The sequence below is a fragment of the uncultured Paracoccus sp. genome, from assembly GCF_947487305.1.
GTDB lineage: Bacteria > Pseudomonadota > Alphaproteobacteria > Rhodobacterales > Rhodobacteraceae > Paracoccus.
Genome location: NZ_CANKWH010000001.1, coordinates 72,757 through 87,951, shown reverse-complemented (window position 1 = coordinate 87,951; position 15,195 = coordinate 72,757). Strand labels below are relative to the sequence as shown.

Here is a 15,195-nt window from a genome sequence, read left to right as displayed (position 1 = left end):
CCTCGCGCCAAATCCCGGAATGGAGGGCGCATGAGCAGAGCCAGTGCCAATGACCGAGCAGAGCTTGAACGGATCACGCGTGACCAGTCGGGCCAGTTGAAACGTGCCGCCGTGCTGGCGACCCTTTCCGAGGCGCTTTGGACCCTTCAGGCCGGCATGGTGGCGCTGGTGCTGGCGGGGCTTGCCGAAGGCACCGAAACGGCCGGGCGGAACCTGCTGCTCGGCACGGCGGGCTTCCTGCTGGTCGGGCTGGTCCGTGCCGGGTTGAACACGCTGGCCGGTCAGCGGCTGGCGAGGGCCGGCGATGCGCTGACGGGGGAATGGCGCTTGCGGCTGCTGGAACAGGCTGACCGGCGTGCACCGGAAGCGGGGGCGGCGCCTTCGGCGGCCATCGCGGCGCTGGCCACCGACAAGCTGGCGCTGCTGCTGCCCTATCTGCGCCGCTGGCCGGTGGCGCGGATGCGGGTCGCGACCGTTCCGCTGCTGATCCTGATGCTTGCCCTGACCATCTCCTGGGCGGCGGCGCTGATCTTTGCGATCACCGGGCCGCTGATCCCGGTCTTCATGGCGCTGGTCGGTATGGCCGCCGGGCAGGCCAGCCGCGAGCGGATGGACGAAATATCCGACATGAACGCGCTGCTGGTCGAGCGGCTGACGGCGTTGACCGACATCCGCCTGCTGGATGCGCGCGCGACCATGCTCGCGGGTTTTGCGGAGACCGCCGACCGGCTGCGCCGCCGGACCATGCGGGTGCTGGCGCTGGCCTTTCTCTCCAGCACGGTGCTGGAACTGTTCTCGGCGCTCGGCGTGGCGATGATGGCGCTTTATGTCGGCTTCTCGCTTCTGGGGCTGATCGATTTCGGCCTCTGGCGCGAGGGGCTGGGGCTGGGGCAGGGGATATTCCTGCTGATGCTGGCCCCGGCCTTTTACCAGCCGATGCGCGACCTGGCGGCAGCCTGGCATGATCGCGCCGATGCGCTGGCGCTGGCGCGCGACCTGACGGCCGAGATGGATCGCCCGGCGGCGGAGATTCTGGGCGAGGGTGGCGCGGCTGCACCGCTTGGGTTCACCGGCTTGCAAGTGCGGGGCCTCCGCATCGAGGGCCGCGCGATCCCCGATTTCGACCTTGCCCCGGGCGAGAGCCTTGCCCTGACCGGGCCATCAGGCGCGGGCAAGTCGCGGCTGATCGCCCTGGTGGCGGGGCTTGGCGAGGCTGCGCCGGGGCAGGTGCTGGTCGGCGGCCAGCCCATCGGACCGGACAGTGCGGATCGTTGGCGGGCGGGGCTGGCGCTGATCCCGCAGCAGGTTCACTTCGGCGACGAGACGCTGGCCGAGACGCTGGGGGTTGGTCCCGACGGGACGGAGGGATTGGACGAGGCGCTGCGGCTGGCCCATGCGCAGGAGATCGTCGCGCGGCTGCCCGAGGGGCTGCGGACCCGGCTTGGCGAGCGCGGGGCCGGGGTTTCGGGCGGCGAGGCGCGGCGGCTGATGATCGCCCGTGCGGCCTTGCGCCGCCCGGCGCTGCTGCTGGCCGACGAGCCGACCGCCGATCTGGATGACGACACCGCCGCCGAGGTCATTGCCGGGCTTCTGGACCTGCACCGCGCCGGCACAACGCTGGTCGTCGCCAGTCACGACCCCCGGCTGATCGCGGCGATGGGGCGGAGGATCGCGCTGTGAACCACCTCGCCCCCTTCCTGCGCCGGATCTGGGCCGATCAGCGTGCGGCGCTGATCCGCGGGCTGACCCTGTCGCTGGTCGTGCTGCTGGCCGGGATCGCGCTTCTGGGCCTCTCGGGCTGGTTCATCACCGCCGCCGGCATCGCCGGGCTGGCCGGGCTGGGCATCACCTTCGAGATCTTCCGCCCCGCCTCGGGCGTGCGCTTCCTCGCGCTGACCCGCACCGTGGCGCGCTATGGCGAGCGGATGCTGACCCATGACGCGACCCTGCGGGTGCTGGCCGGCTGGCGGGTGCAACTGCTGGCGGCGCTGGCGCTGGCCGATCACGGGCTGCACGCGCGGCTGCGCGGCGGGGCAGTGCTGAACCGGCTGACGGCGGATGTGGATGCGCTGGACGGGCTGGCGATAAGGCTGGTCTTCCCGATCCTCGCCGGGCTCCTGAGCCTTCTCGTCGCCGGGGCTTTTCTATGGTGGCTGGTGCTGCCCACTGTCGCGCTATGGATCATCGGTTGCAGCCTGCTGGGTGCGGTTTTGCTTGCCCTCATGGCCGGGTCATCGGCGGCGCGCGAGGCCGAGCGAGCCGAGGCGGCGCGGCAATCCCTGCGCGCGGCGATGATCGATCACCTGCGCAGCCGCAGTCTGCTGGCGGTCGAGGGGCGGTTGCCCTCAACGCGGGCCGCTGTCCTGTCCCATGACGGCGCGGCGCGGGTTGCGGCGCTGCGGCTGGCGGGGATCGAGATCGGGATCGATGCGGCCTTGCTGGCGCTGAACGCGCTGACCGCAGCGGGGGCGCTGGTCATCGCCGGTCAGGCCGTGCTGGCGGGCGCACTCGATCCGGCGCGCGCGGCGCTGGCGTTTTTCGCGGCGCTGGCGGTGGCCGAGGTAATGGCGCCCCTGTCCCGCGCCATTGCCGATTTAGGCCGGATGCGCGGCGCGGCGGCGCGATTGACCCCGCTGATGCAGGCCGCGCCCGAGGTGTCGGCTCCGGCGATCCCCGCCGCGCCGTCCAGCGGGTTGGAAGTCAATGCGCTGGTGGTTGGGTTGGAAGGCGTGCCGCTCATGCGCCCGCTGGATCTGGCCGTCGCGTCGGGAGAGACCCTGGCGCTGTCGGGGCGCAGCGGGCTGGGCAAGACCACGCTGCTCGACACCATCGCCGGGCTGCGCCCGCCACTGTCAGGCCGGATCGCACTGGGGCAGGGCGCGGAGGACGAGGCGGCGCTGCGGCAGGTGCTCGGCTATCTGACCCAACGCCCGGCCCTGACCAGCGGCACCATCGCCGAGGCGCTGCTGCTGGGCAGGCCCGATGCGACGACTGACGAGATGAAAGAGGTGCTGGAGGTCGTCGCCCTGCCGCTGCCGCTGGAGCGCCGCTTGGGCGAGGCCGGACAGGGGCTTTCCGGCGGCGAGGCGCGGCGGCTGGCGCTGGCGCGGGTGCTGGTCCGGCGGCCTGCGATCCTGCTTCTGGACGAGCCGACCGAGGGGCTGGACGAGCCGACCGCGCGGCAGGTTCTGGCCGGCATCCGCGCCTATCTGCCCAAGGCCGCGATCCTCATCGCCTCGCACCGCCCGGCCGAGCGTGACGCGGCGGAGCGCGTCATCGCGCTGTAACCGAAGGCAGGCGGGTCAGCTGATCTGGGCGAAACGCGGCGTGGCGTTGCGGTTGTCGAAGAAGGGCACCGTATCCGGCGCCTGCAGCGGGCCATCGCCCGATTCGGCCACCAGTTCCGCCACCTCGGCCAGAACCACCTCGGTGATGAAGGGCAGGTTCAGTGCCCGCGCCTCGTCCAGCGGCACCCAGTGCAGGTGTGACAGCTCGTCGGCGGCGGCGCTGAAATCGTCGGGATCATTGCTGAGCGTGGCGGCATCGGCGATGAAGAAGCGCGCGTCGAAGCGGCGCGGACGGCCCGGCGGGGTGATGGCGCGAAAGACGTAATGCAGCGCCCCGGCATCGGGCGTCAGCCCGGCCTCGGCATAGCCCGGCCAGTCGCAGCCCGCGCCATCCTTGCGACCGATCATCAGCCCGGTTTCCTCGACCAGCTCGCGCAGCGCGGCGGCTGCGAGGGCAGGCACGTCAATGGACACACCGGGGCGGGGTTCCTGCGTCAACCGGCTGAGACTCGGCTCGGCCAGGCCGGCGGCCAGGGGGACCGTGCCGTCACCGGCATCGACCGCGCCGCCCGGGAAGACGTATTTCGACGGCATGAACGCGGCCTTGTCGCCGCGCATCCCCATCAGCACGCTGGCGCCCTGCGGCCCGCGACGCAGCAGGATCACGGTGGCGGCGTCGCGGATCGGCGGGTCGCCCGCCGTCATGCGGATTTTTGCCCCGAGGGCAGGCCGAAGCCATGCATCCGCCGTGCCCATTGCAGCCCGACCCAGGCGCCCTTGATCCGGGGCAGCATCAGGAGACAGGCCAGAACCGTCCCGATGCCGAAGCCCAGAAGCAGGCTGAGGGCCGAGGGCCGATAGGCGATGAAGATATAAAGCAGCAGCGGCGTGGCGATATGCGAGACGATGAGAATCGTCAGATAGGCCGGTCCGTCATCGGCGCGCTGGTGATGCAGTTCCTCGCCGCAATTCGGGCAATGGTCGTTGACCTTCAGATAGCCGTCGAAAATCTTGCCCTCGCCGCAGGCGGGGCAGCGGCCCATGGCGCCGCGCAGCATGGCCGGACGGGTCGGCCTGTCATTCTCGGTTTCGGTGGTGCCGGCTTGAGGCGAATAGCCTCTCGCGACCGTTCCCTGGTCGGTGTTCATCGCAACTTGTCCTATGTGGTGACAGGAACAATCTAGGAAGCGAGACCCCGCGCAACCACTGCGAAAATGTCGCACCCCCTTTGACTTGACCGCAGTTTGCCCTGTCTGGCGGGGAATGTCACGACAGCGGAGGGTATGATTCAAGACCTGCCGGGAAACGTATCGGGCGGTGACTATCGGCCCGAGACACCGGCCCGCGATGCAGACTGCGGCCATTGCCAGGCTGTCCGCAGGGCCGAGGCGCGGATCACCCGGTTCCGGCCCTGCGATTTCGCCTCCAGCATGGCCCGGTCGGCCTGATCCATGGCATCTTCGGCAACCCGCAAGGGTTCGGCACAGCGCCCCTCGACCGGGCAGCCGGTGGCAATGCCGATCGACAGCGTCACCTGCAGATCGCCGCCGCCGACACGCTCTGGCAGGATCACCGGTTCGGCCATCACCGCCTGGCGCACGGTTTCCGCCATGCCCATCGCTTCATCGGCATCCGTCTGCGGCAGCACGGCCACGAATTCCTCGCCGCCGACGCGGGCGACCAGCACGCTTTCGGGCAGTGCCGCATCGATGCGCGCGGCGATCTCGACAAGCACCGCATCGCCCGCAGCATGACCGAAGCGATCATTGACCTGCTTGAACCGGTCAAGGTCCATGGCCAGGATCGAGAAGGGCGCGCCCTGTTCCTGTGCCTCCTGCGCGATGGCGGTCAGTCGCGGCAGCGCATAGCGGCGATTGTAGAGCCCGGTCAGCGAATCGGTCATCGCCCAGACCCGGTGACGCTCGGCCTCGGCCCGGTAGCGGTCGGTCTGGCGCTTGCGGCGGATCTGCGCGGTGATGGTGATGGCCGTCGCCTCGACCGCCGCATCGGTCTGCAGCGCCAGGGGCATGGTGTCGCCCGCGCCCAGGTCAAGCGCGATGGTGGCGATGTCCGAACGGCCCTGCGGCACCGCCATGATGAAGGACGCATCGCGCGAACCCGTGCGCGAGCGCAGTTCGGCCAGCAGCCGCAGCCCCTCGCCCTGGTGTTCGAGATCCGAGGCGATCACGTAAAGCTCGGCCGGCTTGTTGCGCGCGGCGGCGGCCAGCGCCTGTTCGGCATCGTTGACGGTAAAGCAGAGCGGCAGACGTTGCGACAGAAGGTGCTTCCAGCCGAGTGCGCGGCTTGGCGTATCGGCCACCAGCGTGACGGCGCCGCGCAACGGTGCCTCGAACCCGGCAGCCGCCTCGGCCATGCCCGGCATCGCGCCCAGGAATTCCCGTTCGCGCAGCAGGCTGCGGATGCGGGCAAGCAGCATCTGCTCGTCGATGCGCGGATCCAGCGCCGCCGTTGCCCCGGCCCGCAGCGCCTCGATCTGCCGTGCCGCATCGCATTGCACCAGCAGCGGAACCGTCGCGGTGGCCGCGTCCTGCCGCAGCCTTCGGCACAGCGCCACCGGGTCGTCGCCGGTCAGCGAGCCGCCAAGGATGATCAGGTCCGGCCGCTCGCGCATCGCCAGCGCCATCACCTGTTCGGTCGTCTCGGCCGTCATCACGTCATGGCAGGCAGCGGAAAGCCTGACCTTGAGCATGATTCGATTGGTGGCAAGCCCGTCTGCGATGAGGATTCGTCCGGTCATGCGGCCGATCTTCCTTTTGTCTTATTCCCTTGGAGACAAGACTCGCAGAGAAAGTTTAACAAACGGTTTCCCCGGGGAACAAATTTGCGGAATCTGCAGAAATTCTCCTGACCCCGCGCGTGACATCCGGCTGCGAAGCGAAAAAAACGTTCAAAATCAATTGAAGTGATTGCAATTTCCCGGCAGCCGGGGAAGCATCTGCGTCTGAGACTGATCGACAGGGCGGGCAGATGCTTTCAGAATTACGGGCACGGGACTTGGCAGCGGATGCCCTGGGCTTCATCGCGGCCGACCCCGACCTCGTCACCGCGCTGCTGGAGGTTTCCGGGCTGCAACCCGGGGATCTGCGCAAGGCCGCAGCCACGCCCGAATTCGGCCTGTTCCTGCTGGATTTCATCCTGCAGGACGACCGCCGGGTCCTTGCCTTTGCGGCGGATCGGGCGGTGCCGCCCGAGGCTGTTCTGCAGGCGCGGGAATGGCTGGTCCATGGTGGCGGCGGCGGCGATGGATGACCCGTTCGACAGGAGTGCGACCCAAGGTCACGTGATCGTGGCACCGCGCAATCTGGTTCGATTTCACAACCGTTCGCCGCTAAGATCGGCACAGAAGAGGAGAGAATGCACGGTCTGATCAATCGCTCGATCGAGGGGTTCCTGCGGGACACCTATGGCGACGCCTTCTGGGCCGATGTCGCCGAGGCCTCGGGTATCGATGCCCGCGGCTTCCAGACCGTTCGCCTCTATCCCGACACGATCAGCCACGCGCTGATCAATCACGCCTCTCAGCGTCTGGACAAGCCCGAGGCCGCGCTGCTCGAGGATCTGGGGGCCTGGCTGGCGCGGGTCGAGCCGGTGCGCCGCCTGCTGCGCTTCTCGGGCCGCAGCTTCGTCGATTTCCTGCATTCGCTGGAAGAGCTGAAGGGGCGGGCGCATATGGTGATCCCCGATCTCGGCATGCCGCGCATCCGCGTCGAGCCCGGGGGCGAGGATGAATTGCGCGTCGTCATGCCCGATTGCTTCCCCGAATGGCGCAGCGTCATGGCCGGGCTGCTGCGCGGCATGGCCGATGATTACGGCGTGCTGGGCCTGATCGCGGTCGAGGGTAATGCCGTGACGGTCACGATCTCGCACGAGAGCTTCAGCGAGGGGCGCGGGTTCGAGCTTGGCGCCGGCCCGCTGCATCGGGACGAGGGTGCGGCATGACCCAGCTTCCCGATCCCGAACCCTCTGCCGCGCCCCTGTCCCGGGCGGCGAATGTGCTTTTCACCCCGACGATTCTTGATGATCTCTTGCCCATGCATCTGATGATCGAGGCGGATGGCCGCATCGGTTCCGCCGGGCCGACGCTGCGCAAGATCCTGCCCGCCGGTCTGGCGCGCCTGTCCGACGTCTTCGTGCTGACCCGTCCGGTGGCGCAGGAGGACGATCATCAGGCGCTGATCCTGGCCGCACATCAGGCCGAACGGGTGTTCCTGCGCATGATCGCCCCGCCGCAGCTGTCGCTGCGCGGCCATGCGGTCGAGGTCGGGGCGGGGCGGCTGCTGTTGAACCTTGGCTTCGGCATCGCGCTGGTCGATGCGGTGCGGGAACTGGAGTTGAAGGACAGTGATTTCGCCCCGGCCGAGCTGGCGATGGAGCTCTTGTTCCTGCACGAGGCCAATCGCGCGGTGATGGGCGAGCTGTCGCGCTTCAACCTGCGGCTCGAAGAGGCGCGCGAGGTGGCCGAGACACAGGCGTTCAGCGATCCGCTGACCGGGCTCTACAACCGGCGCGGGCTGGAGATCGCGCTGGCCATGGCGCTGCGGGCGGCGACGGCCCGGCCATCGGGTCCGGCAGGGGCGGCGGCACGGCCCGGATTCGCGCTGGCGCATCTGGATCTCGACCGCTTCAAGGAGGTGAATGACCAGTATGGTCATGCGGCGGGCGATCAGGTGCTGTGCCGGGTGGCCGAGGTGTTGCGCAGCGAGACCCGCAGCAATGACACGGTTGCTCGGGTCGGCGGCGATGAGTTCGTGCTGATCCTGCCCGGCATGACCGCCACCGCGCCGCTGGAGCGTCTGGCGCAGCGGATCATCGCCGAGATCGAGCGGCCGATCCTGCTGGAGGAAGGCGAGTGCCTGATCTCGGTCAGCATCGGCATCACCCTGTCCTCGCTCTATGATCCGCCGGTGGCCGAGACGCTGCTGGCCGATGCGGATGCGGCGCTCTACCGCTCGAAACATGCCGGGCGCGCGCGGGCGTCGATTCATGGCACCCAACCGGCGGGGCCGGCGTGAGGCGAACCCTGCCGGGCGTGGCGCGGCCGCAACCCCGATTTCTCAGGTGACGCAAGCCCTTGGAGCATCGCGCTTGGCAGGTTAAAGGGCATATATGAGGCATCGGTTTCCTATAGCCCTGTCCGGGATGCGGGTCGGATTGCTGGGCGGGTCGTTCGATCCGCCCCATGAAGGCCATGTGATGATCACCGAGGAGGCCATGCGCCGCTTTGACCTGGATCGGGTCTGGTGGCTGGTCAGCCCCGGCAATCCGCTAAAGGCCCGGCAGCCCGCGCCGCTGGCAGAGCGGATTCGCAATGGTCGGGCGCTGATGTTGGATCCGCGCGTCGTGGTGACCGGGATCGAGGCGCGGCTTGGCACCAGAATGACCGCCGACACCATTGCCCGCTTGCAGCAGCTCTATCCTGGCGTGCGCTTCGTCTGGCTGATGGGAGCGGACAACATGGTGCAGTTCAACCAGTGGGACCGCTGGCGCGAGATTGCCGATCGGGTGCCGATCGGGGTGATGGCGCGGCCGGGATCGCGCTTGGCGGCGCGGCATTCGGTGGCGGCGCAGGTGCTGAAGCGCTGGCGTCTGCCGGAACATCGGGTGCGGGAACTGGCGATATCGACCCCGCCTGCCTGGGTGATGATCAATGTGCCGATGTCGAACCTGTCCTCGACTGCGCTTCGGGCGCGGCGCACGCGCAAGGCGAACCCGGTCGACGGATCACAAAGTTGAGCGTGCGGCTGACAGGGTAACGGATCAGGCGCTATAGCCGGCGCAATGAATGCTGAAAGACGAGGCTGCCCCATGACACGGATGAACCGGCGCGGATTTCTGGTCGCGGTTGCGGCCTCTGCCCTGGCGGGGCGGGCGGCGCTGGCGCAGCCGGTCGAGGTTCTGGGCGGGCCGCCCGATCCCTTGGGGCTGGCGCGGCGGCCCCGGACGAAACCCCGGCCCTCGTCCGAGGCGCTGATCGCGCAGGCGGGGCTGGGGGGCGTCGTCAGCTTCGCGGCCATCGACCTCGGCAGCGGCGAGGTGATCGAGGCACGGGGCGGCGACACACCGCTGCCGCCCGCCAGCACGCTGAAATCGATCACCGCGCTTTACGCGCTGGACCGGCTGGGGGCCGACCACCGCTTTCGCACCCGCATCCTGCGCATGGGCGACACGCTGGTGCTGGCCGGGGGCGGCGATCCGGTGCTGAGCACCGACGATCTGGACCGGCTGGCCGAGGCGCTGGTGGCGACCGGCGCCAAAACCCCGGCGCGCTTTGCCGTCTGGGGCGGCGCGCTGCCCCGGATCGCCGAGCTCGAGCCCGATCAGGCGGTCTGGCTGGCCTATAATCCGACCATCTCGGGGATGATCCTCAATTTCAACCGGGTGCACCTGGGCTGGCGGCAAGCGGCGGGGGATTACCAGCTGTCCTTGGAGGCGCGGGCGGAACGGCAGTCGCCGCGCGCCTATTCGATCACCGCCGCACCGGGGCCGCAGCGCGAGCTGTTCACCTATTCCGCCGATGAAACGCGCGAGCATTGGCTGATCTCGCGCGCGGCGATGGGGCGGGCCGGCAGTCGCTGGCTGCCGGTGCGCCAGCCCGAACTTTACGCCGGCGACGTGTTCCAGACGCTGTGCCGCGCCCGAGGGCTGGTTCTGCCCACGCCCGAGGTGATCGGGCAACTGCCCGCAGGGGCGACGGAACTGGCCGGTATCGACAGCCCGCCCTTGCGCGAGATCCTGCTGGGGATGATGCGCTACTCCACCAACCTCACCGCCGAGGTGGTCGGGCTGCACGCCAGCGGCGCGGGTTCACTCGCGGCGTCGGGGCAGGCGATGGCCGGCTGGCTGCGGGATCAGGGTGGCGGCGACCTGCGCTTTGCCGATCATTCCGGGCTGTCGGCGGACAGCCAGATCACCGCGCAGTCGATGGCGCGGTTGATGGCGGGCTATGGCGCAACGGCGGGGCTGCGCGAGCTGATGAAGGACGATCCCTTGACCGAGGACCTGGGCCGCGATCCCGCCGCGCTGGCACGGATCGAGGCCAAGACCGGGACGCTGAACTTCGTCTCGAACCTCGCCGGCTATGCCAGCGGCACCGAGGGTCGGCAGATCGCTTTCGCGGTGCTCTGCGGCGATCTGGACCGGCGCGCGGCCAGCGAGGGCAAGGAATTGCCCGCCGGCGTATCTACCTGGACCAAGCGCGCGAAAACCCTGCAACGGCAACTGGTTGAGGGATGGAGTTCAGGCGTGGTCGAAGGCCTGCCTATTGCAGCCGGTGCCGAACCTGCGCCGATAGCTCGATAGCCGCCGCGTGCAGGCGCGAGATGTTCAGCTCGTGCCGGATCTCGGCCAGCATGGCGATCTCGCCCTCGTAGGTGCGGCCATCGGCGGCGGCCACGTCGCAGGCCATGGCATAGGCGGTTTCGTAAAGCCGTTCGGGCAGCGCCTCGCGGATCAGGCCGAAGAGGGCATCCAGCCCTTCTTCTTCCTCGAACAGCGAGATCACCGTCTGGCTGACTGCGCGCATCCGGTCGGCGTCATATTCGGCGAAGATCGGCATGTGATCGACCATGCGCTGGATCGCCACGAGTTCAGACGTGCGCATGGTCTCGTCCGAGGCCGAGGTGGCGACCATGACCGCCACCAGCGCGTCGCAGGGCGAGAAAGAGGGCAGGTCGCTGGTCATCGAATTCTCCGTAGCGTTTCAGGGCCAAATTATTGACGATCCTTCGGGGTTTCAATAAGCCCTCGGCACCTCTTTGGAACGGAGAATTCCCATGACCACCCTGCGCGACGCCGCAATGACCTCCAAGGCCTGGCCCTTCGAAGAGGCGCGCCGGGTGCTGAAACGCTATGAAAAGGCGCCGCCCAAAAAGGGCTATGTGCTGTTCGAGACCGGCTATGGCCCCTCGGGCCTGCCCCATATCGGCACCTTCGGCGAGGTGGCGCGCACCACGATGATCCGCCGCGCCTTCGAGATCATCAGCGACATTCCGACGCGGCTGTTCTGCTTCTCGGACGATCTCGACGGGATGCGCAAGGTGCCCGACAACGTCCCGAATACCGAGATGCTGCGCCAGCACCTGCAGGAGCCGCTGACCACGGTGCCCGATCCCTTCGGCGAGTATCCCAGCTTTGGCGACCACAACAACGCCATGCTGCGCCGCTTCCTCGATACCTTCGGCTTCGAGTACGAATTCATCAGCGCCACCGAGTTCTATCGCTCGGGCCAGTTCGACGACACGCTGCTGCTGGCCGCCGAACGCTATGACGCGATCATGGAGGTGATGCTGGCGAGCCTGCGCGAAGAGCGTCAGCAGACCTATAGCTGCTTCCTGCCGATCAGCCCCAAGACGGGCCGGGTGCTTTACGTGCCGATCAAGCATGTGGACGCGAAGAACGGCACCATCACCTTCGACGAGGACGGGGTGGAAACCACGCTGCCGGTCACGGGTGGCAATGTGAAGCTGCAATGGAAGCCCGATTTCGGCGCCCGTTGGGCGGCGCTGGATGTCGATTTCGAGATGTATGGCAAGGACCACAGCACCAATACGCCGATCTATGACGGCATCTGCGAGATCCTTGGCGGCCGCAAGCCCGAGCATTTCACCTACGAGCTGTTCCTTGACCAGGAAGGCCAGAAGATCTCGAAATCGAAGGGCAACGGGCTCAGCATCGACGAATGGCTGACCTATGCCTCGACCGAGAGCCTCAGCTATTTCATGTACCAGAAGCCGAAGACCGCCAAGCGGATGTATTTCGATGTCATCCCCAAGGCGGTCGACGAGTATCACCAGCAATTGCGCGCCTATGCCGACCAGACGCCGGAGCAGCAGGCGGCGAACCCGGTTTGGCATATCCACGGCGGCGATGTGCCGGCATCGGACATGGTGGTGCCGTTCCAGATGCTACTGAACCTCGCCTCGGTGGCGGGCGCGAAGGACAAGGACGGGCTCTGGGGCTTCATCCAGCGTTATGCGCCGGAAGCCAGCCCGGAAACTCATCCGGGTCTGGATCACGCCGCCGGTTTCGCCGTGCGCTATTTCAACGATTTCGTCGCGCCCACGCGGGTCTTCCGCCTGCCTACCGAGGTCGAGCGCCGGGCGATCGAGGATCTGGCCGGGCGCCTGGCCGCATGGGACCAGCCGGTTGATGCGGAGGCATTGCAGTCGATGGTCTTCGCGGTCGGCAAGGAGCACGGGTTCGAACCGCTGCGCGACTGGTTCGGGGCGCTCTACCAGGTGCTGCTGGGTGCCGATCAGGGGCCGCGCTTCGGCGGCTTCATCGCGCTTTACGGCATCGACGAGACCCGCGCCCTGATCGAGCGGGCGCTGGCCGGCGAACTGGTCACGACCGCCGACGCCTGATCCGCCCGTTGCGCGCCGCCCCGTTGCGGCGCGCGCAGCCTCAAGCCGCCGTTAAGGCCTCATCGCCTATTCCTTCGCGCTGTCACGCGGCCCGTCTTGGCCGGGTCAGGATGGAGGGGATGGGCGATGAACATTGCGATTACCGACGGGCTGCTGCTGATGCCGCCAAGCTTTGGCGCCGGGCTGACGGTCTGGTCGCGCGAGGACGGCACCCCGGGCAGCGACAGTTGGGCGGGTCAGCCGAACGCCGCCATCGTGCCGGCGGACCAGGATTTCGGGACCTGCCTCGAAATCGTCAAGACCGCCACCACCACCCGCATCCGCTTCATGGGCGAAACGCCGATGATCCCCGGCGTCTACCTGCGCGTCTCGGCGCGGCTGAAGGCGATGGCCGGTGCGCTGCCCGAGGCGCGCATCGCCGGTTGGGCCGGGGACGGGCAGCGTGTCCATGTGACCGGGCTGACCGAGGTTGCGCCCGCACGCAGCCTGCCGGGTTACGGCGAGATCATCGAGATCAGCGCCATCGTCGGTATCGGCGCGCGCCGGGGGGTGGATCTGAGCTGGGGCCCGCGGCCGGTCTATGGCCATTTCGGGCTGGATCTGACCGGGCCGAATGGCGGTGCGGTGCGGATTGAAGGGGTGCGCATCGAGGACGTGACCTCGGCCTTCATCCCGGAACTCATCGACTGGGTGGATGTGCGCGACTTCGGCGCGACGGGCAATGGCGTGACCGATGACCGCGCTGCCTTCGCCGCCGCGGACGCGGCCAGCCGGGGTGGCGGCATCCTGGTGCCCGAGGGCAATTTCCGCATCGGCAGCAGCCTCTCCATCGCCGCGCCCATCCGCTTCAAGGGCAAGCTGACCGCACCGGCGGCGGCGCGCATCACCTTCCTGCGCAGCTTCGATTTCCCCACCTATGCCGATGCCTTCGGCGACGAGACGCTGGGGCTGAAGAAGGCCATCCAGGCGCTGTTCGGCTATTCCGATCATGTCAGGCTGGATCTCTGCGGCCGGCGGGTCGATCTGACCGAGCCGATCGTGGTTGCCGATGTGGTGCCCGACCTGCGGAACTTCAGCACCCGCCGCACCATCGCCAATGGCGAGATCCGGCTGGCGGCGGGTGCCGCCTGGACCACACGCGCCCTGACCAGCACCGCCAGCTATGACGATGACGACCCGCTGATCCTGCGCAATGTCGCCAATGTCGCGGCCATCGAGATCGGCAGCCGGCTGGAAGGGCCGGGCGTCGGGCGCGAAGTCTACGTGAACGGCCGCGACGTGGCGGGCGCGACGCTGAGCCTGTCGCAGCCGCTCTATGGCGGCTCTGGCACCCGCAGCTATGGCTTTCACCGTTGCCGCTATGCCTTGGATTTCGCCGAGGTTCCGGGGCTGCAGCGGGTGAATTTCGTCGATGTCGAGTTCAACTGCGAGGGCCTTGGCAGCGCGGTGATGCTGCCGGCCGATGGCGGGCTGTTCAGTTTCCGCGACTGCTGCTTTGACCGGCCCAAGGATCGCGGCATCACCTCGATCGGGCGCGGCTGCCAGGGGATGTTGATCGACCAGTGCGATTTCCGCTCGAACGAGACGGATCAGCCGGCGCATCTGCGCCGCAGCATCGCGGTCAACATCAACGCCAATGACGTGAAGGTGCGGCACAACCGCTTTGTCCGCTTCGCGCATTTCATGGTGGCGCATGGCGGCGGCCATATCATCACCGGCAACCACTGGTTCCAGGGCGATGGCTCCGAGGAGGGGCTGCGCACTGCCGGTCTGGTGCTGACGCTGCTGAACCCGATGATCACCATCAGCGGCAATTACGTCGACAACGCCGCGATCGAATGGACGAACGAGCATGACGCCAAGCCCGATTTCACCTCCGGCGGCTACAGCTTTGGCGGGCTGACGATCAGCAACAACACCTTTCTGTCCGACAGCACGGTGCCGTGGTTTTCCTGGCTCGTGGTCAAGCCCTTCGGCAGCGGCCAGTTCATCCACGGGCTGAACGTCTCGGGCAACGTGTTCAAGTCGCTCTATACCAAGGTCGACCGGATCGAGCGGGTCGATACCAGCCATGCCGATCTGAACTATGCCCGGATGCGCAACATCCAGTTCTCTGGCAACAGCCTGAACGGGGTGCGTGATTATGTCGCAAACCCGCTGACCGTGGCGCATGTGCAGGCCAGTGCAGCCAAGACCTGGACGCTGCCGGTCGTGACCGGACTGCCGTTCCAGGGCTGGGCCAAGAATGTCAGCTCGGTGGTGCTGACCGGGGCGCTGACCAATGCCGGTGGCGTGCCGGTGTCCGAATCGCCCTGGGTCCAGGGCGCCGTCGGCACGGACGGCCGGCAGGTGCGGCTGAACTGGAGCGTGCCGGTCAAGGGCAGCGTCTCGCTGAGGGTGCGTGTCGACGATCCGAACTGAGTGACCGCGCAGGCCATTCCGCGTGGCTCGACGCCGCCGCAGTCCCGACTGCGGCGGCGTTTCGTTCGACTTAGGTCGCGAATTGGCTCGCGTTTCTGTGAATG

13 protein-coding genes are annotated in these 15,195 nt (G+C 67.9%); 9 read left to right on the top strand and 4 right to left on the bottom strand.

All coding sequences use genetic code 11. The annotated features are described in order from the left end of the window. The first annotated feature begins 30 nt into the window (after window positions 1-30). Both Q1A36_RS00475 and Q1A36_RS00470 read left to right on the top strand, forming a co-directional pair. Complete coding sequence (locus tag Q1A36_RS00475; RefSeq protein ID WP_299838173.1) at window positions 31-1,680, top strand: ATP-binding cassette domain-containing protein; 1,650 nt, start codon at window positions 31-33, stop codon at window positions 1,678-1,680. Continuing rightward, the gene (locus Q1A36_RS00470; protein ID WP_299838170.1) at window positions 1,677-3,287 is read left to right on the top strand and encodes an ATP-binding cassette domain-containing protein; all 1,611 of its coding nucleotides are present in this window, start codon (window positions 1,677-1,679) and stop codon (window positions 3,285-3,287) included. Before Q1A36_RS00475 ends, Q1A36_RS00470 begins: the two co-directional genes overlap by 4 nt. 15 nt (window positions 3,288-3,302) lie before the next feature. Here the strand turns inward: Q1A36_RS00470 and Q1A36_RS00465 are convergent, their stop codons facing one another. From Q1A36_RS00465 to Q1A36_RS00455, 3 genes are all read right to left on the bottom strand, one after another. Then, a complete protein-coding gene (locus Q1A36_RS00465) occupies window positions 3,303-3,992 on the bottom strand; it encodes an NUDIX hydrolase (RefSeq protein ID WP_299838167.1) in 690 nt (229 codons plus the stop codon). Beyond that, the gene (locus tag Q1A36_RS00460) at window positions 3,989-4,345 is read right to left on the bottom strand and encodes a DUF983 domain-containing protein (protein WP_299839292.1); all 357 of its coding nucleotides are present in this window, start codon (window positions 4,343-4,345) and stop codon (window positions 3,989-3,991) included. Before Q1A36_RS00460 ends, Q1A36_RS00465 begins: the two co-directional genes overlap by 4 nt. Before the next feature lie 263 nt (window positions 4,346-4,608). Then, entirely contained in the window at window positions 4,609-6,045 is a 1,437-nt protein-coding gene (locus Q1A36_RS00455; protein WP_299838165.1) for a diguanylate cyclase, read from the bottom strand. A 257-nt stretch (window positions 6,046-6,302) separates the two neighbouring features. Between Q1A36_RS00455 and Q1A36_RS00450 the strand changes: the two genes are divergently transcribed. The 5 genes from Q1A36_RS00450 (at window position 6,303) to dacB (ending at window position 10,607) form a co-directional block, all read left to right on the top strand. Then, entirely contained in the window at window positions 6,303-6,557 is a 255-nt protein-coding gene (locus Q1A36_RS00450; RefSeq protein ID WP_299838162.1) for a DUF3572 family protein, read from the top strand. 105 nt (window positions 6,558-6,662) lie between these two features. Continuing rightward, the gene (locus Q1A36_RS00445) at window positions 6,663-7,247 is read left to right on the top strand and encodes a heme NO-binding domain-containing protein (protein WP_299838159.1); all 585 of its coding nucleotides are present in this window, start codon (window positions 6,663-6,665) and stop codon (window positions 7,245-7,247) included. Then, window positions 7,244-8,320, top strand: a complete 1,077-nt coding sequence (locus tag Q1A36_RS00440) for a diguanylate cyclase (protein ID WP_299838156.1) — start codon at window positions 7,244-7,246, stop codon at window positions 8,318-8,320. The genes Q1A36_RS00445 and Q1A36_RS00440 overlap by 4 nt, the downstream gene beginning before the upstream one ends. A gap of 94 nt (window positions 8,321-8,414) precedes the next feature. Further along, window positions 8,415-9,041 carry a nicotinate-nucleotide adenylyltransferase gene (locus Q1A36_RS00435; protein ID WP_299838153.1) on the top strand — a complete coding sequence of 209 codons (627 nt, stop codon included), beginning with the start codon at window positions 8,415-8,417 and terminating at the stop codon, window positions 9,039-9,041. A gap of 72 nt (window positions 9,042-9,113) precedes the next feature. After that, a complete protein-coding gene (gene dacB, locus Q1A36_RS00430; protein WP_299838150.1) occupies window positions 9,114-10,607 on the top strand; it encodes a D-alanyl-D-alanine carboxypeptidase/D-alanyl-D-alanine-endopeptidase in 1,494 nt (497 codons plus the stop codon). On the opposite strand, the gene Q1A36_RS00425 is transcribed toward dacB, so the two are convergent. Next, the gene (locus Q1A36_RS00425; RefSeq protein ID WP_101751310.1) at window positions 10,567-10,989 is read right to left on the bottom strand and encodes a tellurite resistance TerB family protein; all 423 of its coding nucleotides are present in this window, start codon (window positions 10,987-10,989) and stop codon (window positions 10,567-10,569) included. The two genes, dacB and Q1A36_RS00425, sit on opposite strands and share 41 nt — an antisense overlap. Window positions 10,990-11,080: 91 nt before the next feature. Here Q1A36_RS00425 and Q1A36_RS00420 point away from each other — a divergent pair, with 91 nt between their 5' ends. Both Q1A36_RS00420 and Q1A36_RS00415 read left to right on the top strand, forming a co-directional pair. After that, the gene (locus Q1A36_RS00420) at window positions 11,081-12,670 is read left to right on the top strand and encodes a lysine--tRNA ligase (RefSeq protein WP_299838146.1); all 1,590 of its coding nucleotides are present in this window, start codon (window positions 11,081-11,083) and stop codon (window positions 12,668-12,670) included. Between the two features lie 126 nt (window positions 12,671-12,796). Further along, window positions 12,797-15,091: a glycosyl hydrolase family 28-related protein gene (locus tag Q1A36_RS00415; protein WP_299838144.1), complete on the top strand. Its 2,295-nt coding sequence runs from the start codon at window positions 12,797-12,799 to the stop codon at window positions 15,089-15,091. The last annotated feature ends 104 nt before the right edge of the window (window positions 15,092-15,195 follow it).

Coding starts and splice junctions, on each gene's coding strand:
- Q1A36_RS00475 (WP_299838173.1), top strand. CDS start 31: ATGAGCAGAGCCAGTGCCAATGACCGAGCAGAGCTTGAACGGATCACG.
- Q1A36_RS00465 (WP_299838167.1), bottom strand. CDS start 3,992: ATGACGGCGGGCGACCCGCCGATCCGCGACGCCGCCACCGTGATCCTG.
- Q1A36_RS00460 (WP_299839292.1), bottom strand. CDS start 4,345: ATGCTGCGCGGCGCCATGGGCCGCTGCCCCGCCTGCGGCGAGGGCAAG.
- Q1A36_RS00455 (WP_299838165.1), bottom strand. CDS start 6,045: ATGACCGGACGAATCCTCATCGCAGACGGGCTTGCCACCAATCGAATC.
- Q1A36_RS00445 (WP_299838159.1), top strand. CDS start 6,663: ATGCACGGTCTGATCAATCGCTCGATCGAGGGGTTCCTGCGGGACACC.
- Q1A36_RS00440 (WP_299838156.1), top strand. CDS start 7,244: ATGACCCAGCTTCCCGATCCCGAACCCTCTGCCGCGCCCCTGTCCCGG.
- Q1A36_RS00435 (WP_299838153.1), top strand. CDS start 8,415: ATGAGGCATCGGTTTCCTATAGCCCTGTCCGGGATGCGGGTCGGATTG.
- dacB (WP_299838150.1), top strand. CDS start 9,114: ATGACACGGATGAACCGGCGCGGATTTCTGGTCGCGGTTGCGGCCTCT.
- Q1A36_RS00425 (WP_101751310.1), bottom strand. CDS start 10,989: ATGACCAGCGACCTGCCCTCTTTCTCGCCCTGCGACGCGCTGGTGGCG.
- Q1A36_RS00420 (WP_299838146.1), top strand. CDS start 11,081: ATGACCACCCTGCGCGACGCCGCAATGACCTCCAAGGCCTGGCCCTTC.
- Q1A36_RS00415 (WP_299838144.1), top strand. CDS start 12,797: ATGAACATTGCGATTACCGACGGGCTGCTGCTGATGCCGCCAAGCTTT.